This is a genomic window from Bacillus vallismortis, from assembly GCF_040784915.1.
Taxonomy (GTDB): Bacteria; Bacillota; Bacilli; order Bacillales; family Bacillaceae; genus Bacillus; species Bacillus subtilis_G.
In genome coordinates, this window is sequence record NZ_CP160797.1 from 3,782,027 (window position 1) to 3,807,432 (window position 25,406).

The following is a 25,406-nucleotide window of genomic DNA, read 5'->3' on the forward strand; positions in this document are numbered from 1 at the left end:
AATTAAACTCTTTTTCAACAGGCGCTAAGATGTAACCAACTGTCAATGAGAGCCGTCAATAGTTATGATATGATAATTATAGATTTTACCAATAGCAAAGAGGTAGGAAAATGATTTCGAAGTTTATTGAAAAAAGGATGCAAAACATGTTAAACGAGTGGTATTCCGCAATAAGCAAACGCAAAATGAATCACGTTTGCTCAGTGAAAGAAAAAATTGACCAGCACCTTCCGAAGTTCAAAAAGAACACAAAACTTTGGATGCGTTATCAATTGTTTCAGGCCCGCCATCAGCTGCTTTTCGAAAACCAGAACGGACTTAATGCATTGTTCGATGATCTATACGGTCTGGAAGACAAAATGGATGATGAATTGAAATATTATCTGTATTTTTTCTCAGGATTATACGAAATGGTAAAAACAGCTCCGAAACATGCAGTGAATCATTTTAAAAAAGCTGAACAGTACCTGGCCGCCATCCAAAACACGTTTGAAGCCGCTGATTTATATTATCAAACTGCCGGCGCCTACTACTTGATGAAATCACCGCCGCTTTCCATCCAATACGTCAAAAAAGCATTAGACATCTATTTACAACAATTCGGCTATATCAAAAAGGTGATCACCTGCAAGCTTTTGCTTGCCGTTAATTATATTGATCAAGAACGGTATGAAAAAGCTGAGCAGCTTTTCGAAGAAATCATTAGGAAAACCCGGCAATTACATGACGAAAACCTGCTATGCCACGCTTATTATAATCTTGGCTTTTTAAAAGCGACCGAAAAAAAAGACCAGGAAGCGCTTCTTTACTTTACAAAAGTATTAAAGAATCAAGAATTTGAAACGAATTCTCCAGTCTCGTATCTGCACTGTGTGTACGAATCTGTCAGAGCGCTTTTTAAAACAGGACAGATCACAGAAGCGAAAGCCATCCTGCAAAAAGGGAAAGAATTATCTGAAAAGGTAGACATTCAAACCATTTATTTAAAATTAAAAACGCTTGAGGCGCTCTATACATCAGTTGAAGACCCCTATGATCTGCTGCTCGAATATGTGCTTGAGTTAGAAAAAATTGAAGCTTGGGTGGATTTAGAAGTGCTTTTAGAAGACATCACGGAATACTACAAAAAAAAGGACGATTTCGAAAAAGCCGCTTTTTTTATCATGCGCGGCTGATTGAAAACGCCCATTTCTTATTATCTGACTGAATTAATTAAACCGAGCATTTGATCTCCCATTGTAATCGTTCTGCTGTTCAGCTGATAGGAACGCTGGGACGTGATCAAATCTGTCATTTGTTCTGAAATATCAACATTGGACATCTCAAGCGAACCCTGCTGCATGCCGATGTCCTGTCTATTAGCGCCATTCAGCTCTTCAAAAGCTGCCGCATTATCAATAGAGAAAAGGTTATTCCCTTCCGATTTCAGCTCTTGAGGGTTATTCACTTGGACAACTCCGAGATTAAACCGCTGGACCGCGTTTCCGTCAGATGCGGTTAAGGTGCCGGTTTCATTGATGATGATATTTTTCATTGAGCTGTCGATGTTCACTGTATTGCCGTTTTCATCAAGCACCGGATGCCCATTTCCAGTTACGAGCTGAAGCTGGTTGGCATTCGCAGCTGAAGGCGTTACATACAGTGCTCCATCCCTCGTGTACTGGCGGTTTCCATTTACGTTCACCTGAAGATATTGGTATGGAGACGTAAACGCGATATCGAGGTCGCGATCCGTCTTCTGAATGCTTCCCTGATCAGACACAAGGCGTGAATTCATCATCGCCCCAACGCCAAGGCGCAAGCCGGGCGGTGTTTTTCGGGCTTTTGCCACGTCCTCATTTTTTTCATCAACCTGATCGAATTGCTGTCTGACAAGCTCAGAAAAATTCGTATCTTTTGCCTTATAGCCGGTTGTGTTGCTGTTTGAAAGGTTGCTGCTGATTGTGTCAATTTGCTGCTGCAGCTGGTTTAAGGTTGTTGATGCCGTTAGCATTGACCTGAGCATAGTTGATGTCCCCCGCTTTTTCTTCCGTTATCTTAGATTTTTCCGATTTCATTGGCTGCTTTATCCATACTTTTATCGTAAGCCTGAATCACCTTCTGATTGGCCTCAAACGATCTGTACGCTTCAGTCATTTCTGTATAGGCGCTTGTCACATCCACGTTTGAAAGCTCAGAGACGCCTTGGTTTAATGAATAGGATACCTGGTTATTTCCAGCTGCGCTTGGCAGATCATTGCCGTCCGCCGTGCTGTACAAATCATTTCCGTCCCGTTTCAGATCGCGGACATTCTCCGCCATTCTGACATCAATCTGGCCGGCTGTCCGCCCGTTCGTTGTCACAGTACCGTTTTCAGACACAGTGAAATTCTCATTATCAACAGTGATTGGCTGGCCATCCGTTGATAAAATAGGATTTCCATTGATCGTCAGCTGATTATTCTCATTTAGTGAAAATGTGCTGCTTTTTGAATAACGGATTCCGTCCGCTGTCTGAACCGGATAAAAAAGGGCCGCGTTTTCATTGGTTTCCGCATGAACCGGCACTTGATTTTCGACCAATGTGATGTCTGTAGGCTGATCTGTGGACTTAAGGCTTCCCTGTGTGAAAAGAGGCTTAAGTTCCTGCATATACACACCGGTATTCACAGAACCGATTTCTGTCTTCGATGTTCCGGCCGGAGATTTTGATTCTATTCTGCTGAGCAGCATTTCAGGAAAGGCGCGCATGGAGCCTTGTTCTGCTTTATATCCTGATGTATTGGCGTTTGCGATATTATTTGAAAGCATTTCCGTTCTGCGCTGCTGGGCAATCATTGCGGATGTTGCTGTATATAATCCTTTTAACAAATTTCCCACCTCTAAAATGGCATATTTTCCAGTTGTCATATAGGAACGTTCGTTCTATAATAAAAATCAGTATTTTATCCTATTATCGTCATTTATCATCCATTCGTGAAGGCTTTTCCATAAAAAAACCTCATTCTTTTTCAGAATGAGGTTTGTGAAATCAGCTTAGTTTGCGTTTAGGAAGCTTGTCCATATTATCAAGCATGACACCTGTGCCGATGGCTACGCAATCCATAGGATTTTCAGCGACGAGGACCGGTACCTTCAGCTCTTCTGCAAGCAGCTGGTCAAGGCCGTTTAAGAGCGCGCCTCCGCCGGTAATGATAACACCGCGGTCAATAATATCAGCGGAAAGTTCAGGCGGTGTTCTTTCAAGCACTTGTTTCGCAGCCTGCACAATAACAGCGACAGATTCACGAAGGGCTTCTTCAACTTCTTTACTGTTTACTGTAATTGTTCTTGGAAGACCGGAAACCATGTCCCGCCCGCGAATGGAAATTTCCTCGTGACGTGCGTCTGGGAAAACCGTTGCGACTTTAACCTTAATATCTTCCGCAGTACGTTCGCCGATCAGCAGCTTGTACTCGCGTTTGATGTAATTTAAGATTTCCATGTCAAACTTGTCCCCAGCCATTTTAATAGAAGAGGAGGTGACAATATCGCCCATTGAAATAACCGCGATATCCGTCGTCCCGCCTCCGATGTCTACAACCATGTTACCGCTTGGCTGGAATATTTCCATACCCGCGCCGATAGCGGCAACTTTAGGTTCTTCTTCAAGGTACACATGTTTACCGCCGCTTTTTTCTGCAGCTTCTTTGATTGCTTTCTGCTCAACGGATGTGATATTCGTCGGGCAGCAAATGAGCATGCGCGGTTTTGAGAACAGGCCTTTTACATTCAGCTTGTTGATAAAATGCTTGAGCATTGCTTCTGTTACTTCAAAATCAGCGATAACTCCGTCTTTCAGCGGGCGAATCGCAACAATATTCCCAGGTGTACGTCCAACCATTCGTCTTGCCTCTTCGCCAACCGCCAGCACTTTGCCGCTGTTTTTATCAAGTGCAACTACGGAAGGTTCATTCAAAACAATTCCTTTACCTTTAACATGGATCAGTACATTTGCAGTACCGAGGTCAATACCAATATCCCTTGCAAACATCTATTTATATCCTCCTTGAAAATCTGTTTCACAGTAAATATCCACATTGTGCCCTAATTATATATATTATCATAAAATATAGAAAAAAAGTTGGAAGCACATTAAGTTCTTTACAAATTTTTGCGGATGTTTTATGAACGATTTCAGGGAAGACACTGCTGGCTGATGACAGCAGGTGATTACGATTGCTGAACAGGTTCTCCTTCGAGAATATCGTCTTTTTTATATTTCAGTTTTGTCGCTTCTCCTCCTCTTAAATGCCTGATGGATTTATGATAATCGAGTATTTCTTTCACTTCGTTTGCCAAGTCAGGATTAATTTCAGGCAGACGCTCTGTTAAATCCTTGTGTACTGTACTTTTGGAAACACCAAATTCCTTCGCAATGACACGAACGGTTTTCTTTGTCTCCACGATGTACTTTCCTATCTTGATTGTTCGCTCTTTGATGTAATCGTGCACACCACTCGACCTCCCTAAAATGGATGTGAGAAGTGTGAAATGAGATCCGTATTCTGTAAAGAGTCGTTCAGTATGCCGCTTCTTCGTTGTATGGTTTTAAAAGTAAGTTTATGAAATATGCCCACGATCCCTCACCTCAAACACTCTCTTTGTTAGGTTTGTAACAGTGTATTAGCATTCTTTTGGGAATATGCTAAAAACTCAATAAGGACAAGGGGTGAAACAAACTTTTTCAGCTTCAGCAAACTATTTCGTGTCACTACATTTTTACCTTTACATCCCTTCTCCGCTCCTGTAGAATTAAAAAAGCGATTAGTTACTTAGGTAAGTTTTTTAGAAGGAGACCAAAATGACCTACGTCAACAGACACCTCATTCATCAAATCAACCAAAGCGCCCGCCTGATTGCCAAGAAAGCCAATGAACAGCTGGAGCCATTCGGCCTTTATTCCTCTCAATGGTCAGTTTTATATTGTTTGCGTACGATCGGACCAATGACTCAAAAAGAGATTTGGTCCTATTTAAATGTGGAAGCGCCGACTGTGACACGGACGATCAAACGCCTGGAAGAAAACGGCTGGGTACAGAGACGGCAAGGTGAAGACAAACGGGAGAAACTTGTTGTCCTCACAAAAGCAGCTGAGAAAAAATACGAAGAAATCAATGTGAAAATGCTGAAATTCGAGGAAGAGCTGCTTGCGGATTTCCCGGATGAAGATAAGGAAGCTTTTTCTCATTTATTTCGCATGTTTTTACAACAATGAAAATAAGGAAGTGACATACATTTGAAAAAAGCGGATGCGATATGGACCAAGGATTTTATTATGGTCCTGCTTGTCAATTTATTTGTGTTTGTGTTCTTTTATACATTTTTAACTGTCTTGCCGATTTATACGATTCAAGAGCTTGGCGGCACAGAATCACAGGGCGGGCTTTTAATCAGCCTGTTCCTTCTGTCTGCGATCATTACACGGCCTTTCTCCGGAGCCATTGTTGAGCGTTTCGGGAAGAAAAGAATGGCGATCGTCTCTATGGCGTTATTCGCCCTTTCGTCTTTTCTGTATATGCCGATTCATAACTTTTACCTGCTGCTCGGATTGCGTTTCTTCCAAGGGATTTGGTTCAGCATTTTAACGACTGTTACAGGTGCAATCGCAGCCGACATTATCCCGGCCAAACGCCGCGGTGAAGGGCTTGGATACTTTGCCATGTCTATGAACCTCGCCATGGCAATCGGGCCTTTCCTTGGGCTGAACTTGATGAAGGTCGTAAACTTTTCTGTATTCTTTACAGCCTTTGCGCTGTTTATGGTTGCAGGCTTGCTTGTTTCGTTCTTGATAAAGGTGCCTCAAAACCAAGACAGCGGCACGACTGTATTCCGTTTTTCCTTCGCGGATATGTTCGAAAAAGGCGCACTTAAGATCGCGACGGTCGGTTTATTTATTTCTTTCTGTTATTCAACTGTCACAGCGTATTTGTCTGTATTCGCCAAATCAGTTGATCTTTCGAATGTCAGCGGATATTTCTTTGTTTGCTTCGCGGTGACAATGATGATTGCACGCCCGTTCACAGGGAAATTGTTCGACAAAGTCGGACCGGGCATTGTCATTTATCCATCAATCATGATTTTCTCAGTAGGGCTCTGCATGCTGTCCTTTACACATAGCGGCATGATGCTTCTGCTTTCAGGAGCGGTTATCGGTCTCGGATACGGTTCAATTGTTCCTTGCATGCAAACATTGGCGATCCAGAAATCTCCGGCTCACCGCTCTGGTTTTGCGACGGCAACGTTCTTTACCTTCTTTGACAGCGGAATTGCTGTAGGTTCGTATGTGTTCGGATTGTTTGTAGCGTCCGCCGGCTTCTCTGCCATTTATTTATCAGCGGGGCTGTTCGTTCTGATTGCTCTGCTTCTCTACGCGTGGAGCCAGAAACCTGCTGAGGCTGAAGGGAAAGTGTCTATTGCGGAATAACTCTGAGACTGCCGAAAAATCCGGCAGTCTTTTTTTGCATATAAAAATCGGCGTCCTGCTCCGTTGAATGGAAGAGGACGCCGATGTTTGTATGTTATTCAATGACCGGCCGCGCAGGTGAATCAGGATCTAACGTAAAGTCATAGGACTCTTCATTACGATACATCGGATCGGCATAAATGGATTGCTGATCGTTATTTGTCGCTTTTCGATACGCTGCAAACGAATCGTATTCATTCTTTTTCCACATCCATATACCGTCTTGATCCGTTTCCTTATGGTACACGTTATGATTGACCGTATTGCCTTCATTTGCCGTAAAATCGTTTCCGATAAATAATCTTGAATCGCTGGCCGTCAATATATTCTTTTCGATTGTGTTGTTTTTTGTGTCGTACTGCAGCAGCAGCTGGCCGCCATACAGCCCCTTTGTGTCATTCCGGTACATCATGTTGCGGGCAATCAGAGAATTGCTGGTGCCGCCCCGCTTTTTGTCATACCCTCCGATTGAAATACCGGTATACGCATTGTTGTACACTTTGTTGTCTGTTATCTGAATAGCGGTTGCGTATTTCCCTTTGTGTTCAGACGTTGCTTCAATCCCAATATCATTATGGTAAACTGTGTTTTTCTTAATCTCGATACTGTGCCCCCCATCGACATATATCCCGCCCGCTGAGTAATCATCTCCATAAGCAGGATTTCTGTAAGTTGAGTTTTGATAAACCGTATTGTTTTCTACGACTCCGTTTCGCACGTAATCGTTTTTCGCCGCGGTTCCCTCATACCCGATAAGGTCGATCCCGATGTTGTTATTGTTGCGGACCACATTGCCCGCAACGGTGAAGCCGTCAATATTTCCGTTCAGCACAACCGCTTCACTCGCTCCAAGCGTCAGATTCTCTACAGTATTGTCCTCGATTTGAATGTCTTTCATGCTGCCAGTCCCATAGACTGCGATTCCGTGGGCATTTCCTTCATCCGCTGTTGTCTTAATGTCCCGGACATGATTGTTCTGAATCGCAATATGACCGCTGGAGCCCGATACATAAATCCCCATAGCAGTTGCTTCCTCAGATGAAACAGAAAGATCTTGAATCGTTAAACCGCTGATGGCAATGTCATGTTTATCGTGAATATGAATGAGCGGTGTTTCATATTCTGCGTCCGCAATGGATTCTCCGCTGATCACGACTTTTTCATTTTCATAGTTTCGGAACGTGATCGGTTTTCCATCTGTACCGCTGTGCTTTACCTCAAGGGTTTCATGATACGTGCCTCCCCGAATCATCACGGTTGTGCCGGCGGCAGCCTCCTCGGAAGCATGTGCCAGTGTACGAAACGGCTTGTCTTTTGTTCCTTCATTTTGATCACTGCCATTTGGCGAAACATAGATGCAGTTCCCTTGCTCCTCCCCATTCGCTTTTGTCTTATCTAAAACAAAGGCAAGGATGACGGACGTTAACACACCTGCCAAAAGAATAAAATACCATTTTCTCATATTCGATTCCCATTTCGTTTTAGAATAGATTTCTAAAACCATTATAAATGTTCTATTTATGGAAAACCATTTCAAAAATATGAAAATATACCGTGAGATAGATCTTATTCAGCCCGACGAACCTGCCCAGATTCAAACGTCTCAATCGTCGACGAAGCCGGCGGGTGAACACGCATCAGAACAATATAGAAAAGAAATGAAATCAGCACACCTACAAACCAGGAAATATCGTATAAGCTCTTCAATACAGGAACATACATACCAATCAGTGAGATCAGTGCACCCAAAATCGTGGCTGCAAACGCACGGTAATTGTAGCCTTTAAAATACACATAACGCCCTGTTTCAGAATACAGGTCATCTACCGAGAGCTCCCGTTTGCGAATGATAAAGTAATCAGCCATCATCACGCCAGCCACCGGACCAAGCATGCCGCCTATTAAGCCGAGAAACGCATATACGCTTGTCGCGCTCTCCATCAGCTTCCACGGAACCGTAAATAAAGCGAGCAACGCAGTGATAAAACTGCCGCGTTTGAAATTAATATATTTCGGCAGGGCATTCGCTATATCATAAGCCGGCGATACGATGTTCGCGGCGACGTTTACAGAGATCGTGGCGATGCAGAGCGTAATCACGGACAATACAATAATGTATGGGTTATCAAATCTCGCCAAAATATCGACAACGTCCCAAATCGGCTCACCGAAAGCAACCTGTGAACCGGAGGTCACTGTAATACTGGCAAACGCAAACAGCGCGAAGGTTCCCGGCAAACCGTAAAATTGCCCTTTGATTTGCTCTTTTTGCGTTTCAGCAAATCGTGTGAAATCAGGTATATTTAAGATCAATGTCGCCCAGATGCCGATAATGCCGGTAACCCCGGCAGCAAACGGCCAGAACGTTTCTGAAAACGTATGGAACTTTCCCGGCTGGGAATAGATTGGCCCCAATCCTCCGGCAATATCAACGGCCCACCATACCATGCCGCCAAATACCAGATACACTAAAGGACCAGCCCATACCTCAAAGCGTTTAATCGATTCCATGCCGTGGTGCAATACGAGTAAATGAATGGTCCAAAAGAATACAAATGAAAGCAAACCAGACAAGTGAATGCCGAGAAGGTTCCACCCGCCGCCAATTTCTCCCCAGCCCGGCCACATATTTAAAAGCAAAATGTTCAGCGCCGTGCTTCCAGCAAAGGTCTGAATGCCGAGCCACATGATCGCTGTAAACGCCCTTAGAAGCGCCGGAATATTCGCGCCGTATATTCCATAAGAAGCCCGGATGATCACCGGAAACGGCAGCCCATATTTTGTCCCCGCATGACCGTTTAAAGCCAAAGCGCCAAACAAGATAAGCGATGCCGTAATAATGATTGCCAGCACCTGCCAAGGCGAGAGGCCGATCGCAATTAATCCGCCCACCGTCGCGTAGGTCGGTATATTATGTATACATCCCATCCAAATGGAGGCAAAGTTCATTGCTTTCCACGTTCGTTTTTCCTGTCCTAAAGGCAACAGATCTTCATTGCTCAGTCTGTTGGATTGATGCTGGCTCTCTTCTAATGTCATAGCCGGCTCCCCTTTCAATATTGTCTGTTTTTCGTTACATGTGCAGTTTTCTGACATTCGATGTCACTTAATATAACTGAAAAGTCAGACAATAACATTGGCTATGATATACAATTTTCCTGTTTCTATTTGAACAGCTTAAACAAGAAAAAGAGACAGCCACAGCGCCTGTCTCTTTTCTCACGATGCAGTTTTCATTCATGGCGCAAATCCCTCAGCTATAAACAGGCTCGCTCCGCTCGCAATGATCATGATGATGCCCATCCTATCAAAATGGGCTGCCGTAAATTTTTTCCAAAAAAGAAGACCAAGGATCACCGAAGACAAAGTCGACTCTAAATAACGGCAGGTTTGAAACAGCCCTGAAGTCGCCCCCGCCATGTTGGAAGGACTTGTTTCCAGCATTGCCGCTTGAAGCGCGACACTTCCAAGTCCGCAGCCTATACCCAAATTCCCAGAATGTCGAGCTGCTGGATAATCGTTTTGAGTTCTACCTCTGTTTTCTGATCTTTCGGGGAACATATGCCCAATAAGATGCTTGTGAAATACCCAGAAGGAACGTTTTTCTCATGATTTTTCTTTTATGTAAAAGTAGCAGGTCGTGCATACGAATAGACCGGCAAGCACTGTCATCATAAAGGGTGTCATCGCTTCATCACCTGCCCGCCGTTTAACGGTTCCTGCCTGAAAATGCCCATGAATTTACTGCGGTCCACCCAAAGCAGGACGAGACACATCACCATTAATATCGTGCTAAGATCCTGCACGCCAATGTCAAAACAATAGTTAATCAAGGCGATGTTCATAATAATCGGCATAAATACAACCGCCCCTAACGCAGCTGTTCGCGGGATCAGCAATAAAACAGCTGCAATGATTTCACCGAAACCTATGAACAGTTCATAAACATGAGAATACCCGAAAAATGTCCACGCAATAGTAAACCCTTTCCCAGCAGCTGCCTCGATTTCAGGCGTTACCTCACCAAACTGGCCGATCACTACTTTCGCCAGGCCGTATACGAAAAAATTAAAGGCTAAAAACAATCGGAACGTCGCTGGAATCGATTTACTTATCGCTCTCCTGAGCCTGCCGCCTTTGTTCATAACGAACCCTCCTCTTAGTGTATTAATCAAGTTAGTACAATTAATACACTATAAAACATTCTAATTATTGTCAATTCCCTTTTCCGCTCATATAGACAGCATCTTTTATAGATACAAAGTCTTATAATCGTAAAAAATGCCATTTCCCATTCTTTACACCCTCGATATCATTCCCTAAAAAATCATGTAAGGAAATCTTACATGAAAATGTTTTATCATTCTTTTTTCTCTATAATGAGGAAATATAATAATTCTTTTATTCTGAAAAATACGGAGGAATGAGACATGCAAATGGGCGATACAGTTTTTATGTTCTTTTGCGCTTTACTCGTGTGGCTGATGACCCCGGGATTAGCGTTATTTTATGGAGGAATGGTAAAAAGCAAAAATGTGCTGAGCACCGCTATGCACAGTTTCTCTTCCATTGCCATCGTTTCCATCGTTTGGGTGCTGTTCGGATATACACTCGCCTTCGCACCAGGCAATTCAATCATTGGCGGACTGGAGTGGGCCGGTCTGAAAGGGGTTGGATTTGACCCGGGAGATTACAGTGATACCATTCCACATTCATTATTTATGATGTTCCAAATGACGTTCGCTGTTCTGACAACAGCCATTATTTCCGGCGCTTTCGCAGAGCGGATGCGATTCGGCGCTTTTCTTTTATTCTCTGTTTTATGGGTTTCCTTAGTTTACACGCCGGTTGCGCACTGGGTATGGGGCGGCGGCTGGATCGGCCAGCTTGGCGCGCTCGATTTCGCCGGCGGCAACGTTGTTCATATTTCCTCCGGTGTGGCAGGCCTTGTTCTCGCTATTGTGCTCGGAAAACGGAAAGAAGGCACAGCGCCTTCTCCGCACAATCTCATTTACACCTTCTTAGGCGGGGCTTTGATTTGGTTCGGCTGGTTCGGTTTTAACGTCGGCAGCGCCCTGACCTTAGATGGCGTGGCCATGTACGCCTTCATCAACACAAACACTGCCGCAGCTGCCGGGATTGCCGGCTGGATTTTAGTAGAATGGATCATTAACAAGAAACCGACGATGCTCGGAGCGGTATCCGGCGCAATCGCCGGGCTTGTGGCGATTACACCGGCAGCTGGATTTGTCACACCATTTGCATCCATTTTGATCGGCATTATTGGCGGAGCGGTTTGTTTCTGGGGCGTTTTCTCGCTCAAAAAGAAATTCGGATACGATGACGCACTTGACGCCTTTGGCCTGCACGGCATCGGCGGCACATGGGGCGGAATCGCAACAGGATTATTCGCGACTACCTCTGTTAACTCGGCGGGTGCGGACGGATTATTCTACGGTGATGCCAGCTTAATCTGGAAACAAATTGTAGCCATCGCCGCCACTTATGTTTTTGTATTCATTATCACTTTCGTTATTATTAAAATTGTAGGCCTCTTCCTTCCCCTTCGCGCAACCGAAGAAGAAGAGTCACTTGGGCTTGACTTAACGATGCACGGGGAAAAAGCATATCAAGATACTATGTGAGGAGTGACGCTATGAGCGGTCAAATGTTCAAGGTGGAAATTGTAACGCGTCCGGCAAATTTCGAAAAGCTGAAGCAGGAACTCGGAAAAATCGGAGTGACCTCTCTGACCTTCTCTAATGTTCACGGCTGCGGTCTTCAAAAAGCACATACGGAGCTCTATCGAGGGGTCAAAATAGAAAGCAATGTATATGAGCGTTTAAAAATTGAGATCGTGGTCAGCAAGGTTCCTGTTGATCAAGTGACTGAGATCGCTAAAAGGGTCCTGAAAACGGGATCACCCGGCGACGGAAAAATATTTGTCTATGAAATCAGCAATACGATCAACATCCGCACCGGCGAGGAAGGACCTGAAGCACTGTAATCGTTGTGAAGAGATTCGGAATTCCGGATCTCTTTTTTGCACATAGAATCCCCCCAGAAAGACTGTCTCCCCTTCGAATCCTCTTCAAGCATCACGCTTTCCGGCAAACTTTTTTTGATTTGAAACTTTTTACGAGTATAATGAGTCTACTATTAAAAATGCAAAAGGTGATTATTTGAATTACGAACTATTTAAAGCCATCCATGGACTATCTCATCACAATTCGGTTCTCGATTCCATTATGGTCTTCATAACGGAATATGCTATTGTCGCTTACGCCCTTATCCTGCTGGCAATCTGGGTGTTCGGGAACACGCAAAGCAGAAAAAATGTGCTTTACGCAGGCCTTACAGGAATTGCGGGTCTTATCATCAACTATTTGATTTCGCAAGTTCATTTCGAACCGCGCCCATTTGTCGCGCACACAGTGCATACGCTGATTCCGCATGATGCGGATGCATCATTTCCGAGTGACCACACGACAGGCGCGTTAGCGATTTCTATTGCGATGCTTTTCAGAAACCGCAAAATCGGCTGGCCGCTTGTCATTTTCGGGCTTTTGACAGGCTTTTCGAGAATTTGGGTAGGGCATCACTATCCGGCAGATGTATTGGGCAGCCTCGTTGTCTCTATCATTATCGGGTTCCTATTCTTTAGGTTTTCAGATCTGCTTCGCCCATTCGTCGATTTGATTGTAAGAATCTATGAAGCCATCATTAATAAGCTGACGAAAAAACCAACCGATCAAAATTTCTAAACACGATAAAAGCCGGCGTCTGAATCCAAGACAGCCGGCTTTAATATTTTTCATACATCTCATGTTTTCTCCGCTTCGCCAACACATATAAACCACAAAACAATACAATTCCAACAGTATCAATGAGCACATCCCGAATACATCCGTTCCTGCTGAAGAAGAGCTGAAGAACTTCTGTGAAAAACGCAAACGCGAAAGAGCCGGCTGCAGCTGCTTTTATGCTGCCCCGCTGTTTCCACAGCAAATAGGTCATGACAAAGAAGGAAAACGCGTGCCCGATTTTTTGAATAAACGCTTCAGGTACAGCAAGCTCAGCAAAATCCATCACTAAGAATTGAGACAGATCGGGATGCGGCTGAAAATGAAAAGCTACCGTTTGAGATACGACCATACCGCTGAAGCTTTCCGTACAGACAGAAAGGAGAATAAAAAGGGTCCAGCCTCCAAGTAATAGACGGTTCATGACATAACCTCCTTTATAGCGTACATGTCAATGTGTAACGACATAGACGGTGAAACAAAGCAAAAAGTAACAGAAAAAAACGCCCATCACACGGATAGACGTTTTCTTCATTAAGACTGCTCAGTGTCTTCTGTTGTGCTGCTTTCTTTAGAACCAGATTTGTCAGTTGAATCATCCGTTTTTTCACCGGATTTTTCTTCTGTTCCTTTATCAGTTGATCCGTCCTTTTTCTCGGAAGATTGCTGAATGGATTCTTCTGTTTCAGCGGCAGCTTTTTCTTCAGCTGCTGCAGCTTTTTCAATAGAAGAAACCGGCTTGTCCATAAAGTTCAGCGGGTTCATTGCGACTCCGTCTTTACGGATTTCAAAATGCACGTGGTTTCCGCTGTCTTCACTGTAAAGGTTCTTGCCAGACTTTCCAATCACTTGGTTTTGTTTTACCTTGTCACCTTGCTCAACACTTACTTCAGAAAGAGATTGATACACAGTTGATAAGCCGTCTGCATGTTCAACTTCAATCACGTATCCCAGCACTGGATCTTTTTCAGCTTTGACAACCGTACCACTCAGAGAAGCAGAAACATCGAAATCTTTTCCGTCTTTCTCAGCTAAGTCAATTCCTTTGCTTAGGCTGTACGTGTTATTATAGGTAACGAGTGCTGCTTCTTTCTCTTCTTTTGCGGCATCGGTTTCATAGAACTTTTTCACAACAGATACGTTTTCAGAATCAATAACCGGCATAGCGACATTTTCCATTGACTTTCCTACTTCAACTGCATCGTCGTTGTTGTCATATGCGGAGTTTCCGCCGTTATCAGCCAACTGATCCTTTACTTCATCATTTGATACAGATTGATACCAAAGGACAGCTGTTAAAATGACGGCCGCACTGACTAAGTAAATTGCAGGGAACACCCAGCGTTTACGAAAAAACTGCTGAAGTTTTTTGACTTGAGAAGTTTTCTTTTCTTCCTCTCTCATTGTTTCATCACCTCAGCAACATTCTGAACACTTTTCTGAAAATATATACACCTATACAAAAAAACTTTTTTTAAATGTAGTTTGCGCAGGCTGATACGAAAATATGTGATTTTTTTTGAGAGGAGTGCCAAATACGTATGGACATGACATTGCGTCTTGCTGAACATAAAGATCTGGAGGCTGTTGTCGCGATTTATAATTCAACGATTGCTTCGCGAATGGTAACAGCCGATACTGAACCGGTAACACTTGAAGACCGGATGGAGTGGTTTATGCGACATACAGAGTCACGGCCGCTCTATGTTGCCGAAGACGGAAGCGGGAACGTTGCCGCCTGGATCAGCTTTGAAACATTTTACGGAAGGCCCGCCTATAATAAAACAGCGGAGGTCAGCATATACATTGACGAAGCATGCCGCGGCAAAGGCGTCGGATCGTATTTGCTCCAGGAAGCGCTTCGCATTGCGCCGGAACTTGGCATCCGCTCACTTATGGCCTTCATTTTCGGACATAATAAACCAAGCCTGAAGCTGTTTGAAAAGCATGGGTTTGCAGAATGGGGATTGTTCCCCGGCATCGCCGAAATGGACGGCAAAAGATACGATTTAAAAATTCTAGGGAGAGAGCTATCATGATTAGTCTGGATAAAGATGAAAACGAGATTGAAAATCATAATGAAGGAAATGATGCCGCCGAACAGGAGCTTGCGGCTGAGGAAAGTGAGAACCGCCAGCTGAGCGCCGCTGCTGTCAAGTCGCTATCAGACATTGCCAAGTGGGGCAAAATGTCAGGCATTTTACTGATCATTATGGGATCGCTGGTCACTCTGTCTGCTTTGATGACAGTGATCGGCGCGATTCCGGGCGTGCTGCTCATTATTTCAGGCGTCTTTCTGATGCGTTCAGCAAAAGCAGCCGCGGAAGCCGAAGGAAATCTTGCCGGCAGCGCTGGTGAAAGCATGCTTGAGAATTACGGAAAGTTTATAAAAATGCAGTTGTTCTACGCTGCATCCAGTATTATTTCGGGCCTGATCGGGATCGTTATGGTCATTTTCATACTGGTGATTATCGGCATTGCCGCTTATGAAAGCACCGATACGTATGAAGATACGGATTCTTATTACTATGAGGATGATCCGGTGTTTGAATAAAAGCATCAAATGAAGAGACAGTACCGGGCATGAGTTCCAGATAAAACGGAACCGTGCCCTTTTTTATTTGTCTATTTTTCATCATTTACCTCAATTTGACGGATATGTGCCTATAAAAGCAGGCAGGTGCAAACACCAAGTTCTTATGGAAGCATACAATCTAATAAAACGACTTGGTAGAAAACAACTTTCAAAAGTGGCACCTGCCACATCACAGCAGGATTGTCCCAATAAAAATAAAGGAGTGGGGCATTTGGAAAGCAACAGCATTTCGGAAAAAGTAAAAGTCATTGCTGAAATTGCAAACGCCCATCAAGGAAAAGAGGAGAACCTCAAAGCACTGATCAAGGTTGCCGCAGAAAGCGGAGCAGATGGTGTGAAATTTCAGTGGTTCAAGTATGACCGTATTGCAACACCGTGTTTTTTTGCTTATGAGTCGTATATTGAGCTGTTTTTGAATGAAGATGTATGGAAAAATTGTGTCGCTTATGGAAAAAGACATGGATTAGAAATTTGGGTGGATATTTTCGATTCATGGGGGGCAGAGCTCTTTTTGCACCTGCAGCATGACATTGATGGCATAAAGCTTCCAACAACCATCCTTCAATCCACGGAAATCATGAAAACGATCGGTATGACCGAGAAGCCTGTACTCATTGGAGTTGGGGGATGGTACGAAGAAGAGATCGATCAGATGATGTCGCTTGTAAAACAACATATGGCAAATCAGCTCATTCTCATGCACGGATTTCAAGGGTATCCGACAAAATTAGAGGATATTAACCTAAAACGGATACAACATCTACAAAAAAGATACAAGGTTCAAATAGGATTTGCGGATCACATCGACGCAGATCATCCGCTTGCAGCCGACCTTCCTGTCTATGCATTTTTCTCAGGGGCAGCTGTTATCGAAAAACATATTACCCTAAATCGGGCAGCTAAAGGGTTTGATTATTATTCTTCACTAGAGCTGAACGAATTCAAAGTAATGACGGAAAAGCTCCAGCAGGCCCAAATTGCAGCTGGCTCACCTGAAGTAAATGAATCCGAAAGAAAGTATTTGTATGATTCATCATTACGTACAACAGCCAACCAGGATATAAAAAAAGGAGAAATCATTACACTGGATAAAACGAGCTACAAAAGATGCGGAAATGAGAATGCATTAATGCCTTTACAAGCCGAAGACGCATTTCCTCAAGTAGTAACTGCTGATTTATCGTTAAACCAGCCAATTACACCCAACGAAATAAAAAGTCCAAGAATTGCGATTGCAGTGATATGCCGGCTAAAATCGACTCGTTTGCCGAAAAAAGCGCTGCTCCCGATTTACGGTATTCCATCTGTTGAGCGCTGTTTAATCAATTGTCTGGCTGTCCCTTCTGTTCATGAAGTTGTGCTGGCAACGTCAAATCTTCCAGAAGACGATCCGCTTGAAGCTTTTACTCTAAACGGAAAGGTCAGAATCGTGAGAGACTCCCCCGAAAATGTGGCAGAAAGAATGCTTGAAGCCGCAGCGTTAACAAAAGCCGATATTATTATCCGGGTGACAGGTGATTGCCCGGCAGTTTCACCTGAAGTGCTTCAATATTTAATTGACCGGCACTTGCAAAAAGGAGCAGATTATACTCAGGAAATCTCAAGTTCAGCAGGAATATCCTGTAATGTCATTACTGTTGAAGCCCTTCAGCGGCTTGTGCAGCAGCCAAAACCATTAACCCATACAGAATACCTTTCTTTTTATTTTTTAAACAACCCTTCTCTATTTTACATCAATCAAGTCAGCCTGCCAGAAGAACTCGATTATCCATCTTGGCGTTTAACACTTGATGAACCTAAAGACTTAGAGTTGTTTGAACAAATATATCGAAACTTGGATGTCAAACACGAACCGCTCTATTTCAGCCGAATAAGGGATTATTTATCAGAAAACCGGCACGTTTCAAAAATAAATCAAGATGTGTCGACCAAATGGATCGATCAGACATCTCTAGTAGAAGAAATCAACAAAGCAACGCTGTTGCCATCAGAAAACAAATAACATCTCGCCAAAAAAACTGTGCATGAGTTCGGAATCATTCCGAAAGCGTGCATTTTAATTTCGATTGTCCACATCATCCCTAGTGTCTAAAAAAACACCCGATTGTCAGGAAAATCCTAACATTCCGGGTGCAGTTCTTATTTAATACAATTTCTTGCGTCTGTCTTCCTCAGTCAAAAATTCCACAAAACTCCGCATCGCAAACGGTTCTTCCTTAATCTGGCGCGTATAGGAGTCTTTCCGCTCTTCTGAAAGGATGTCGCTCTTTTTGATCCTGTTCAGCATATAGATGCGAACCGTTTTTTGGACCTGTTTATGCTGGTAGCCTGCTTCTTTGAAAAATGCCAATCCAAGCGCCGCCAGAAGGGCGAATATTCCTGCGCTGATCAAGGACTCCCTGTCTGCTGAAGCGTGAAATAGAAAAGCGACCAAATTAAAGAGAGAGAATGCTGCAAGCGGAAAAGCAAGAAAACGGTAAATGACGGTTTTCTTCATAAATGGCTGTACGGCCTTTTGAATTTTTTGCATTTCTGTTTTAATGAACCCCGGCATTTGTTCGACTCTGTAAAAGTTCATGTAATCCTCCCCCTTTATTTGATGTTGCAAAGCTTCACGAACGTTATCATATGTGTTATTTTAACGCAGGTGCAAGCTGGTTTTAAAGAAATCTGCCCGACTTTTCGGCGAAGAATCTGGAGCGCCGCTCTTTATTCTTTTAAAATGGGAGTGTTATAATTTGTAATGGGAATCAGATCGCTGTTAATCATGGAATACTAATGGCAATCTTCTTGATAAATATTGAATGAGCGGGGTTACAAATTGAGTATTTCTTCCATCCTTTTATCACTTTTTTTCATTTTGAATATTCTTTTGGCCATCATTGTCATTTTCAAAGAACGGCGCGATGCCAGCGCATCTTGGGCTTGGCTGCTTGTTCTTTTCTTTATTCCCGTTTTAGGCTTTATTTTATACTTATTATTCGGCCATAATCTCAGGCGCAAGCAATTGTTTCAATGGGAGGACCGAAAAAAGATCGGAATCGAAAAGCTGCTGAAGCATCAGCTTGAAGACTTAGAAACCAGGCAATTTCAGTTCAACAACCGGGCAACATTTGATAATAAAGATTTAATTTATATGCTTATTATGAATAATCATGCTGTGTTTACAGAGGATAATTCAGTTGACGTGATTACAGACGGCCGGGATAAGTTTCAGCGGCTGCTGCATGACATCTCAAAGGCTAAGGATCATATCCACTTACAATATTATATTTATAAAGGTGATGAATTAGGAAAAAAATTACGGGACGCTCTCATCCAAAAAGCGAAAGAAGGCGTTCAGGTCAGGGTGCTATATGATGAACTCGGGTCCAGAACACTGAGAAAAAAGTTTTTTAAAGAGCTCCGCGAAGCCGGCGGGCATGTGGAGGTCTTTTTCCCTTCAAAACTCAGGCCGATTAACTTGCGGCTGAATTATCGGAACCACCGAAAGCTTGTCATCGTAGACGGAGTGATCGGTTATGTCGGAGGATTTAACGTCGGAGATGAGTACCTCGGGCTTAATCCGAAATTCGGCTATTGGCGTGATACGCATATTCGGCTGCAAGGAACCGCCGTGCACGCCATCCAGACACGTTTCATCCTTGACTGGAATCAGGCTTCCCATCGCCATACGCTGACATATATTCCGAATCACTTTCCTGATCACGGCCCAAAAGGCAACGTCGGGATGCAGATTGTCACAAGCGGCCCGGATTCCGAATGGGAACAAATTAAAAACGGCTACATTAAAATGATTTCGAATGCCAAGCGTTCTATTTTAATTCAGACGCCTTATTTTATCCCTGACGCAAGCTTGCTCGATGCTTTAAGGATCGCGTGCCTGTCAGGCATTGATGTCAACATCATGATCCCGAACAAGCCTGATCATGCCTTTGTATACTGGGCGACACTTTCGTACATCGGCGATCTGTTGAAAGCCGGGGCCACTGTCTATATATATGATAACGGCTTTATCCACGCGAAAACCATCGTAGTGGATGACGAAATTGCATCAGTCGGGACAGCGAATATCGACGTTCGAAGCTTCAGGCTGAATTTTGAGGTTAATGCATTTATTTACGATATCTCCATTGCGAAAAAACTGGTTTCTACATTTAAAGAAGATTTGCTCGTATCCAGAAAATACACCTATGAAGAATACCTGCAGCGCCCCTTATGGATTCGAATGAAAGAATCCATCTCGCGGCTGTTGTCGCCGATTTTATAAGATGCGCCAAAACCCCGGCTTTTACGGCCGGGGTTTTTCCTGATAGTCACAGTAGATGATCATCGCTTCCCGCAAAAAAGCGGCAAGGCCATCTCCATATTGGTTGATCGAATCGGTAAATCGTTCGTCAGTGATATACACTTCTCCAAGCCCTCTGAAAATGTCTAGCGTGCAATCGTAATGATATTGACAAATATGGTCGCGAAATGCTCCCACAGCGGCCTGAACCTCTGCATCATCGGGACCGTGCTCCATTCGCGCCGCGATTCTCCTGTAAATCGAATCAAAGTCAGCCATGATCGTACGCCAATCGTCTGCCGAGTATGCGGATGTCTTCTTCTCTGTTTCTTCCGCGATTTCCTTTCCATAGAGCTTTCTGACTTCATCAGCGTATGTCTGCTGGTGCTCTTCAATGTCTTTTATGCTTAATCCGGCAAATAAATCCCGCTTATTCATTTGTTCTCCTCCCTCAATGGACTGAATCGTCCTGTCAATCGTTTGAATCATCTCTTCCATTCTTTGTTTTTTCTTCATCAACATATCCTTTTGCGATTGAAGCGCTTCTTTCCGGTCAAAATTCGGATGATCCAGCAACTTTTTAATATCATCCAAACGAAAACCTATTTCCTTAAAAAATAAAATCTGCTGCAGTCTTTCTAGATCTGAATCACTGTATAAACGGTATCCCGCGTCAGTAACCGTTGAAGGATTAAGAAGCTGAATATCGTCATAGTGATGAAGAGTCCGAATGCTGACGTCCGCTATATCCGCCACTTGTTTGACCTGATATTTCATATTTGCCGCCTCCTCGTCTTTTATCGTAAACAATCACGCAGCGTCAGGGTCAACCCCAAAATTGTTAATTTTGATATACAAAACTTCTCACAAATAGTGTATAAAAGAAAAGTGAGTATTTTTTTTGTAAAGGGGAGCCAGTGTACATGAATCCTGAAACAATGAACAAAACCCTCGTTAGCATTTCGAAATGGGGGAAAGCAACAGGCATTTTATTTATTATTATGGGCGCTCTTACCGCGCTTTCAGGCGCGTTCTTTTTTCTAATCGGTGCCGTGCCAGGCGTACTGCAAATTATTGCTGGAATCTTTTTGATGCGGTCAGCTAAAGAAGCAGGACAAATGGCTGACCACAACAGCGGACAGTCTGAAGACTTAATGCTGGAGAATTACGCTAAGTTTGTGAAGATGCAAGGGATTTATTTAATCGTAAGCATTGCTGTATCTATTCTTGCGATTATCGCCTTCTTCGTCTTCTTAATGCTTGGGATTGCTGACGGCCTTTTCAGCGATTATGATACGTACAGCACTTATTAATCAGAAAAACCCGGAGGAAGCTCCGGGTTTCAGATTGTTGACAAAAACCTAAAACGGTTTAGTTTTAGGTTTTTGTCATCTTTTCAGCGTGGTTGAAAACCCTTGAAGTCTAGGAAAGGCGAGCATTGGAGCGGAGCGAATGTCCTAATTCGTGAGCACCAACGCACAGGCTTGACAACGAATGCAAGGGTTTGTCGACACGCTGAAACCCGGAGGAAGCTCCGGGTTTTTTATTATTATTCCGCTTCGCTTACCACTGTAAAGCGTTCATTTTTGTGTGCAGGATGTTCAAGCTCATCCACTGCAGCAATGGCATAATCCGCATAGCTGATATAGCTATCGCCTTTCGCGTTAACGATGACATTGTCTTTTCCTTTTTGATAAGAACCCGTCCGTTTTCCTGCCGGATCAAAAAATGCCGCAGGGCTGAGGAACGTCCATGAAACGGAGTCTGTCTGCTGCAAATCTTTCAGGTTCTCCCCTTGGTTTGATGCAGTCGGCACATATTCTTTCGGGAATTCCGGTGTATCCATTAAACGGGTTTTTTTCGCTTCATCAACAAACAGGCTTCCTGCTCCGCCAACGACAAGCAATCTTATGTTTTTCGCGTCCTTTAAGATGCTGATTAGTTTTCTGCCTGCCTCAACATGAAGATGTTCCTCACCAGCCGCAGCTCCAAAAGCGTTGACGACCGCATCGAAAGGCTTGATGTCTTCTGCAGTCAGTTCAAACACATCTTTCTCCAAAATCGCTATATCCTGTTCCTTCACTTTTGAAGCGTTTCGAACGATGGCAGTTACTTCATGCCCTCTTGTTTTCGCTTCTTTCAAAATCTCGTTCCCTGCTTTTCCGCTTGCACCGATAATTCCAATTTTCATTTTTCATGCCCTCCCTATTGTAACAATTTTAGTTACATGTTGGCGGTGAGAAGTCATCCCTTTTGATTAAAAGAGATGATTCATAACATCTTTTAATGACTTGCTTGCCAGTTCATTCTCCATCGCTTTTTGCACACTTTCAAAAGTTTCATCCAGTGCGTTCTGAATTTTTTTCCCTACCGGACAGTTCGGATTCGGGTTTTCATGAACCGCAAAGAGTTCATCTTGCTTTTGGACAGCCCGATATACTTCTAAAAGAGAAATATCAGCCGGATCTTTTTTGAGTCTTGCACCCGGCACCCCGGCGCGTGATGTGAGAATATCCGCTTTTTTCAGCAGGCTGATCATTCTTCGCACGACAACCGGATTGGTGTTGACGCTGCCAGCGATGATTTCTGAAGACTCTTTTTCATCCATCGAAATGAGGGATAAAATATGAATGGCAACAGCAAGACGGCTGTTAATCATGTTTTTCACCACCGTTGTAACTATAATAGTTACATTTGATTCGTTTGTCAACATCTAATATACACTAATTACGGGGTTCGTGTGCACCGTTTTTAGTCAATAGAACGGCCGGATGCACCCCGGCCGTGTCTTGTCAGAATAAGAAATATCTTTGTCCAAGCGGAACATAATCGACAGGCTGGCAAGACAGTTCCTCTCCGTCAGCAAAGACCTGATAGGTTTTTGGATCAACTTCGATCTTCGGCAAAGCTGAGTTCAATTTCATATCCAGCTTGCTCAGCTTTCTGATATTTTTGACAGGAGAAATTCTTTTTTCCAGCCCTAAACTTTCCGCCACACCCCGCTCAATGCTTGCCTGAGACATAAATGTAATGGATGTTGAACGGTTGGCTTTTCCGTATGACGCATACATTTGGCGCATAAATACCGGCTCAGGCGTCGGAATGGACGCGTTCGGATCTCCCATTTGCGCACGTGCAATCATGCCGCCCTTTAAGACAAGTTCCGGCTTAACGCCGAAAAATACCGGGTCCCACAAAACGAGATCAGCAAGCTTCCCTTTTTCCACCGAGCCGACTTCATGGCTGAGCCCGTGAGTAATTGCCGGATTAATCGTGTATTTGGCAATGTAGCGTTTTGCTCGCACATTGTCGTTTCCGTTTTCGCCAGCAAGAGCGCCGCGCTGTTTTTTCATTTTGTCGGCTACCTGCCACGTTCGGATGATCACTTCACCGACCCGCCCCATTGCTTGGGAATCCGATGATGTCATGCTGATCGCGCCGATATCATGGAGAATATCCTCTGCCGCAATGGTCGCAGCCCTGATTCTGGAATGGCTGAATGCCACATCTTCAGGCACTTTCGCATCTAAATGGTGGCAGACCATCATCATGTCAAGATGCTCCTCCATCGTATTAACAGTATAAGGAATGGTTGGCGTTGTGGATGACGGCAGAATGTTTGCGTAAGAGGCGAGTTTCATAATATCCGGAGCGTGGCCGCCGCCTGCTCCTTCAATGTGATAGGTATGAATGACCCGGTCCCCGATCGCGTCGAGCGTGTTTTCCAGGAAGCCCGCTTCGTTAATCGTATCGGTATGGATGGCGACTTGAATATCAGCCTCATCCACAACTTCCATACACGTTTTGATGGCGCTTGGCGTCGTGCCCCAGTCTTCATGAAGCTTAAGGCCGATGGCGCCTGCTTCCACCTGTTCGACCAGCGGCGCTTTATCGGATGCATTCCCTTTTCCTAAGAAGCCGACATTGATCGGAAACGCCTCGGCCGCTTCCAGCATCCTTGCCATATACCACGCGCCAGACGTACATGTTGTCGCTTTGCTTCCTGTAGCGGGTCCTGTCCCGCCTCCCAAAAGGGTCGTCACACCTGAAGAAAGCGCAACTTCCATCTGCTGAGGGCAAATAAAATGAATGTGCGTATCCACTCCTCCGGCTGTTAAGATTTTACCTTCACCGGAAATCACCTCTGTACCCGCGCCAATGACCATATGCGGATCGACTCCATCCATGATATCAGGGTTTCCGCTTTTTCCGACGCCGACAATCCGTCCGTCCTTAACACCGACATCCGCTTTAACAATGCCTGAGTAATCCAAGAGCACGACGTTGGTAATGACCAAATCCAAAGCGCCGTCTTTCCCTGTGATTCTGCCGTTTTGACCCATGCCGTCACGGATCGTTTTTCCGCCGCCAAAGACCATTTCTTCACCGTATACTGTGAAATCCTGTTCAACCTCGATCCATAAATCCGTATCGCCCAATCTGATTTTATCGCCCGTTGTCGGGCCAAACAGCTCCGCATATTGCTCCCGTGACATCTTCATCGGATTACACCCTCCATCCAGCCGGCTTGTTTTAAGTTGGCTAACGTCTTTTCTTTGCCGCGTCCATCGATATATGTATCGGCCATTCCGTTCAGTCCCCGTACTGTTTTTCGTCCGCTGAATTCAACAAGCGTGACGGTTTTCTCCTCACCTGGCTCAAAACGGACCGATGTGCCTGACGGAATGTCGATACGCATGCCGATGGTTTGTTCACGATCAAATGATAATGCACGATTGGCTTCCGCAAAATGAAAATGCGAGCCGACTTGAATGGAGCGTGATCCGGTGTTTTTCACCGTTACCTCCCGTGTCTGGCGGCCTTCGTTAATCGTAATCGTTCCCTCAGCAATTTGAAATGTTCCCGGCTTCATGACGTCACCTCCGCAGAAATCGGCTGGTGTACGGTGACAAGCTTTACTCCGTCAGGGAATGTGGCTTCCACCTGAATGCTGTCGAGCATCTCAGGCACACCCTCCATCACGTCTTTTTCCGTTAACACATGGCGGCCGGTTTCCATTAGCTCCGCCACTCTCTTTCCGTCACGTGCGCCTTCCATGATAAAGCAGGTGATATAAGCGGCGGCCTCGGGATAATTCAGCAGAACACCGCGCTCCTTTCGCTGTTTGGCTAGTTCTCCCGCTGCAAAAATGAGCAATTTCTCTTGTTCAACCGGTGTCAGTTTCATCTGTAGTCCTCCTTCTTTTTTCATATAAAGCAGATGTGGTTACTACGA

Annotated in this window: 28 protein-coding genes and 1 pseudogene; 11 read left to right on the plus strand and 18 right to left on the minus strand. The window is 44.3% G+C overall.

The window, feature by feature from the left end; all coding sequences use genetic code 11:
* The first annotated feature begins 110 nt into the window (after positions 1–110).
* Positions 111–1,175, plus strand: coding sequence for a tetratricopeptide repeat protein (locus ABZM97_RS18875; protein ID WP_087992652.1), 1,065 nt, complete (start codon positions 111–113; stop codon positions 1,173–1,175).
* 20 nt (positions 1,176–1,195) lie between these two features.
* On the opposite strand, the gene flhP is transcribed toward ABZM97_RS18875, so the two are convergent.
* The 5 genes from flhP to ABZM97_RS18900 form a co-directional block, all read right to left on the minus strand.
* Positions 1,196–2,005 (minus strand): flagellar hook-basal body complex protein FlhP, encoded by an 810-nt coding sequence (gene flhP, locus ABZM97_RS18880; protein ID WP_087992653.1) that lies wholly within the window; start codon positions 2,003–2,005, stop codon positions 1,196–1,198.
* A gap of 32 nt (positions 2,006–2,037) precedes the next feature.
* Positions 2,038–2,850 carry a flagellar hook-basal body complex protein FlhO gene (flhO, locus tag ABZM97_RS18885; protein WP_087992654.1) on the minus strand — a complete coding sequence of 271 codons (813 nt, stop codon included), beginning with the start codon at positions 2,848–2,850 and terminating at the stop codon, positions 2,038–2,040.
* A 160-nt stretch (positions 2,851–3,010) separates the two neighbouring features.
* On the minus strand, positions 3,011–4,012 hold the full coding sequence (mbl, locus tag ABZM97_RS18890) for a cell shape-determining protein Mbl (protein ID WP_003221803.1): 1,002 nt from the start codon (positions 4,010–4,012) through the stop codon (positions 3,011–3,013).
* A gap of 179 nt (positions 4,013–4,191) precedes the next feature.
* Positions 4,192–4,473, minus strand: coding sequence for a sporulation transcriptional regulator SpoIIID (gene spoIIID / locus ABZM97_RS18895; protein WP_019715977.1), 282 nt, complete (start codon positions 4,471–4,473; stop codon positions 4,192–4,194).
* Positions 4,474–4,487: 14 nt separating this feature from the next.
* Positions 4,488–4,598 (minus strand): protein usd, encoded by a 111-nt coding sequence (locus ABZM97_RS18900; RefSeq protein ID WP_087992655.1) that lies wholly within the window; start codon positions 4,596–4,598, stop codon positions 4,488–4,490.
* 224 nt (positions 4,599–4,822) lie between these two features.
* Here ABZM97_RS18900 and ABZM97_RS18905 point away from each other — a divergent pair, with 224 nt between their 5' ends.
* On the plus strand, positions 4,823–5,236 hold the full coding sequence (locus tag ABZM97_RS18905) for a MarR family winged helix-turn-helix transcriptional regulator (protein ID WP_087992656.1): 414 nt from the start codon (positions 4,823–4,825) through the stop codon (positions 5,234–5,236).
* A 21-nt stretch (positions 5,237–5,257) separates the two neighbouring features.
* Positions 5,258–6,445 (plus strand): MFS transporter, encoded by a 1,188-nt coding sequence (locus tag ABZM97_RS18910; RefSeq protein WP_087992657.1) that lies wholly within the window; start codon positions 5,258–5,260, stop codon positions 6,443–6,445.
* 94 nt (positions 6,446–6,539) lie between these two features.
* On the opposite strand, the gene ABZM97_RS18915 is transcribed toward ABZM97_RS18910, so the two are convergent.
* The 4 genes and pseudogenes from ABZM97_RS18915 to ABZM97_RS18930 all read right to left on the minus strand — a co-directional run bounded on the left by ABZM97_RS18915 (position 6,540) and on the right by ABZM97_RS18930 (position 10,629).
* Positions 6,540–7,946: a nitrous oxide reductase family maturation protein NosD gene (locus ABZM97_RS18915; RefSeq protein ID WP_367387065.1), complete on the minus strand. Its 1,407-nt coding sequence runs from the start codon at positions 7,944–7,946 to the stop codon at positions 6,540–6,542.
* A 104-nt stretch (positions 7,947–8,050) separates the two neighbouring features.
* Entirely contained in the window at positions 8,051–9,523 is a 1,473-nt protein-coding gene (gene pucI / locus ABZM97_RS18920; protein ID WP_087992659.1) for an allantoin permease, read from the minus strand.
* Between the two features lie 198 nt (positions 9,524–9,721).
* A pseudogene (locus ABZM97_RS18925) lies at positions 9,722–9,973 on the minus strand (MFS transporter); the annotation flags it as partial.
* Positions 9,974–10,167: 194 nt separating this feature from the next.
* A complete protein-coding gene (locus tag ABZM97_RS18930) occupies positions 10,168–10,629 on the minus strand; it encodes a hypothetical protein (protein ID WP_087992660.1) in 462 nt (153 codons plus the stop codon).
* 285 nt (positions 10,630–10,914) lie between these two features.
* On the opposite strand from ABZM97_RS18930, the gene amtB reads away from it, so the two are divergent.
* From amtB to ABZM97_RS18945, 3 genes are all read left to right on the plus strand, one after another.
* Positions 10,915–12,129, plus strand: a complete 1,215-nt coding sequence (amtB, locus tag ABZM97_RS18935; protein ID WP_367387066.1) for an ammonium transporter AmtB — start codon at positions 10,915–10,917, stop codon at positions 12,127–12,129.
* 11 nt (positions 12,130–12,140) lie between these two features.
* Positions 12,141–12,491 (plus strand): P-II family nitrogen regulator, encoded by a 351-nt coding sequence (locus tag ABZM97_RS18940; protein WP_014665678.1) that lies wholly within the window; start codon positions 12,141–12,143, stop codon positions 12,489–12,491.
* Positions 12,492–12,666: 175 nt separating this feature from the next.
* Positions 12,667–13,248, plus strand: a complete 582-nt coding sequence (locus ABZM97_RS18945; protein ID WP_087992662.1) for an undecaprenyl-diphosphatase — start codon at positions 12,667–12,669, stop codon at positions 13,246–13,248.
* 40 nt (positions 13,249–13,288) lie between these two features.
* On the opposite strand, the gene ABZM97_RS18950 is transcribed toward ABZM97_RS18945, so the two are convergent.
* Both ABZM97_RS18950 and spoIIQ read right to left on the minus strand, forming a co-directional pair.
* Positions 13,289–13,711, minus strand: a complete 423-nt coding sequence (locus tag ABZM97_RS18950) for a VanZ family protein (RefSeq protein WP_087992663.1) — start codon at positions 13,709–13,711, stop codon at positions 13,289–13,291.
* Between the two features lie 110 nt (positions 13,712–13,821).
* Entirely contained in the window at positions 13,822–14,691 is an 870-nt protein-coding gene (gene spoIIQ / locus ABZM97_RS18955) for a stage II sporulation protein spoIIQ (RefSeq protein ID WP_087992664.1), read from the minus strand.
* Between the two features lie 143 nt (positions 14,692–14,834).
* Here spoIIQ and ABZM97_RS18960 point away from each other — a divergent pair, with 143 nt between their 5' ends.
* From ABZM97_RS18960 to ABZM97_RS18970, 3 genes are all read left to right on the plus strand, one after another.
* The gene (locus tag ABZM97_RS18960; protein WP_202328230.1) at positions 14,835–15,326 is read left to right on the plus strand and encodes a GNAT family N-acetyltransferase; all 492 of its coding nucleotides are present in this window, start codon (positions 14,835–14,837) and stop codon (positions 15,324–15,326) included.
* A complete protein-coding gene (locus tag ABZM97_RS18965) occupies positions 15,323–15,841 on the plus strand; it encodes a DUF5362 family protein (RefSeq protein ID WP_367387067.1) in 519 nt (172 codons plus the stop codon). The genes ABZM97_RS18960 and ABZM97_RS18965 overlap by 4 nt, the downstream gene beginning before the upstream one ends.
* A gap of 253 nt (positions 15,842–16,094) precedes the next feature.
* Entirely contained in the window at positions 16,095–17,885 is a 1,791-nt protein-coding gene (locus tag ABZM97_RS18970) for an N-acetylneuraminate synthase family protein (protein ID WP_087992666.1), read from the plus strand.
* A 141-nt stretch (positions 17,886–18,026) separates the two neighbouring features.
* Here ABZM97_RS18970 and ABZM97_RS18975 read toward each other — a convergent pair whose 3' ends face one another.
* Positions 18,027–18,461, minus strand: a complete 435-nt coding sequence (locus ABZM97_RS18975) for a DUF5392 family protein (protein WP_087992667.1) — start codon at positions 18,459–18,461, stop codon at positions 18,027–18,029.
* Between the two features lie 243 nt (positions 18,462–18,704).
* Between ABZM97_RS18975 and cls the strand changes: the two genes are divergently transcribed.
* Entirely contained in the window at positions 18,705–20,153 is a 1,449-nt protein-coding gene (gene cls, locus ABZM97_RS18980) for a cardiolipin synthase (RefSeq protein ID WP_087992668.1), read from the plus strand.
* 21 nt (positions 20,154–20,174) lie between these two features.
* On the opposite strand, the gene ABZM97_RS18985 is transcribed toward cls, so the two are convergent.
* A complete protein-coding gene (locus ABZM97_RS18985; protein ID WP_087992669.1) occupies positions 20,175–20,948 on the minus strand; it encodes a MerR family transcriptional regulator in 774 nt (257 codons plus the stop codon).
* A 146-nt stretch (positions 20,949–21,094) separates the two neighbouring features.
* Between ABZM97_RS18985 and ABZM97_RS18990 the strand changes: the two genes are divergently transcribed.
* Complete coding sequence (locus ABZM97_RS18990) at positions 21,095–21,484, plus strand: DUF5362 family protein (protein WP_087992670.1); 390 nt, start codon at positions 21,095–21,097, stop codon at positions 21,482–21,484.
* A gap of 236 nt (positions 21,485–21,720) precedes the next feature.
* On the opposite strand, the gene ABZM97_RS18995 is transcribed toward ABZM97_RS18990, so the two are convergent.
* The 5 genes from ABZM97_RS18995 to ureA all read right to left on the minus strand — a co-directional run bounded on the left by ABZM97_RS18995 (position 21,721) and on the right by ureA (position 25,358).
* On the minus strand, positions 21,721–22,362 hold the full coding sequence (locus ABZM97_RS18995) for an NAD(P)-dependent oxidoreductase (RefSeq protein ID WP_202327926.1): 642 nt from the start codon (positions 22,360–22,362) through the stop codon (positions 21,721–21,723).
* A 66-nt stretch (positions 22,363–22,428) separates the two neighbouring features.
* A complete protein-coding gene (locus ABZM97_RS19000; protein ID WP_087992672.1) occupies positions 22,429–22,830 on the minus strand; it encodes an Rrf2 family transcriptional regulator in 402 nt (133 codons plus the stop codon).
* A gap of 133 nt (positions 22,831–22,963) precedes the next feature.
* Positions 22,964–24,673 (minus strand): urease subunit alpha, encoded by a 1,710-nt coding sequence (gene ureC / locus ABZM97_RS19005; RefSeq protein ID WP_087992673.1) that lies wholly within the window; start codon positions 24,671–24,673, stop codon positions 22,964–22,966.
* A complete protein-coding gene (ureB, locus tag ABZM97_RS19010; RefSeq protein ID WP_087992674.1) occupies positions 24,670–25,044 on the minus strand; it encodes an urease subunit beta in 375 nt (124 codons plus the stop codon). Before ureB ends, ureC begins: the two co-directional genes overlap by 4 nt.
* A complete protein-coding gene (gene ureA / locus ABZM97_RS19015; protein ID WP_087992675.1) occupies positions 25,041–25,358 on the minus strand; it encodes an urease subunit gamma in 318 nt (105 codons plus the stop codon). The genes ureB and ureA overlap by 4 nt, the downstream gene beginning before the upstream one ends.
* Positions 25,359–25,406 lie beyond the last annotated feature (48 nt).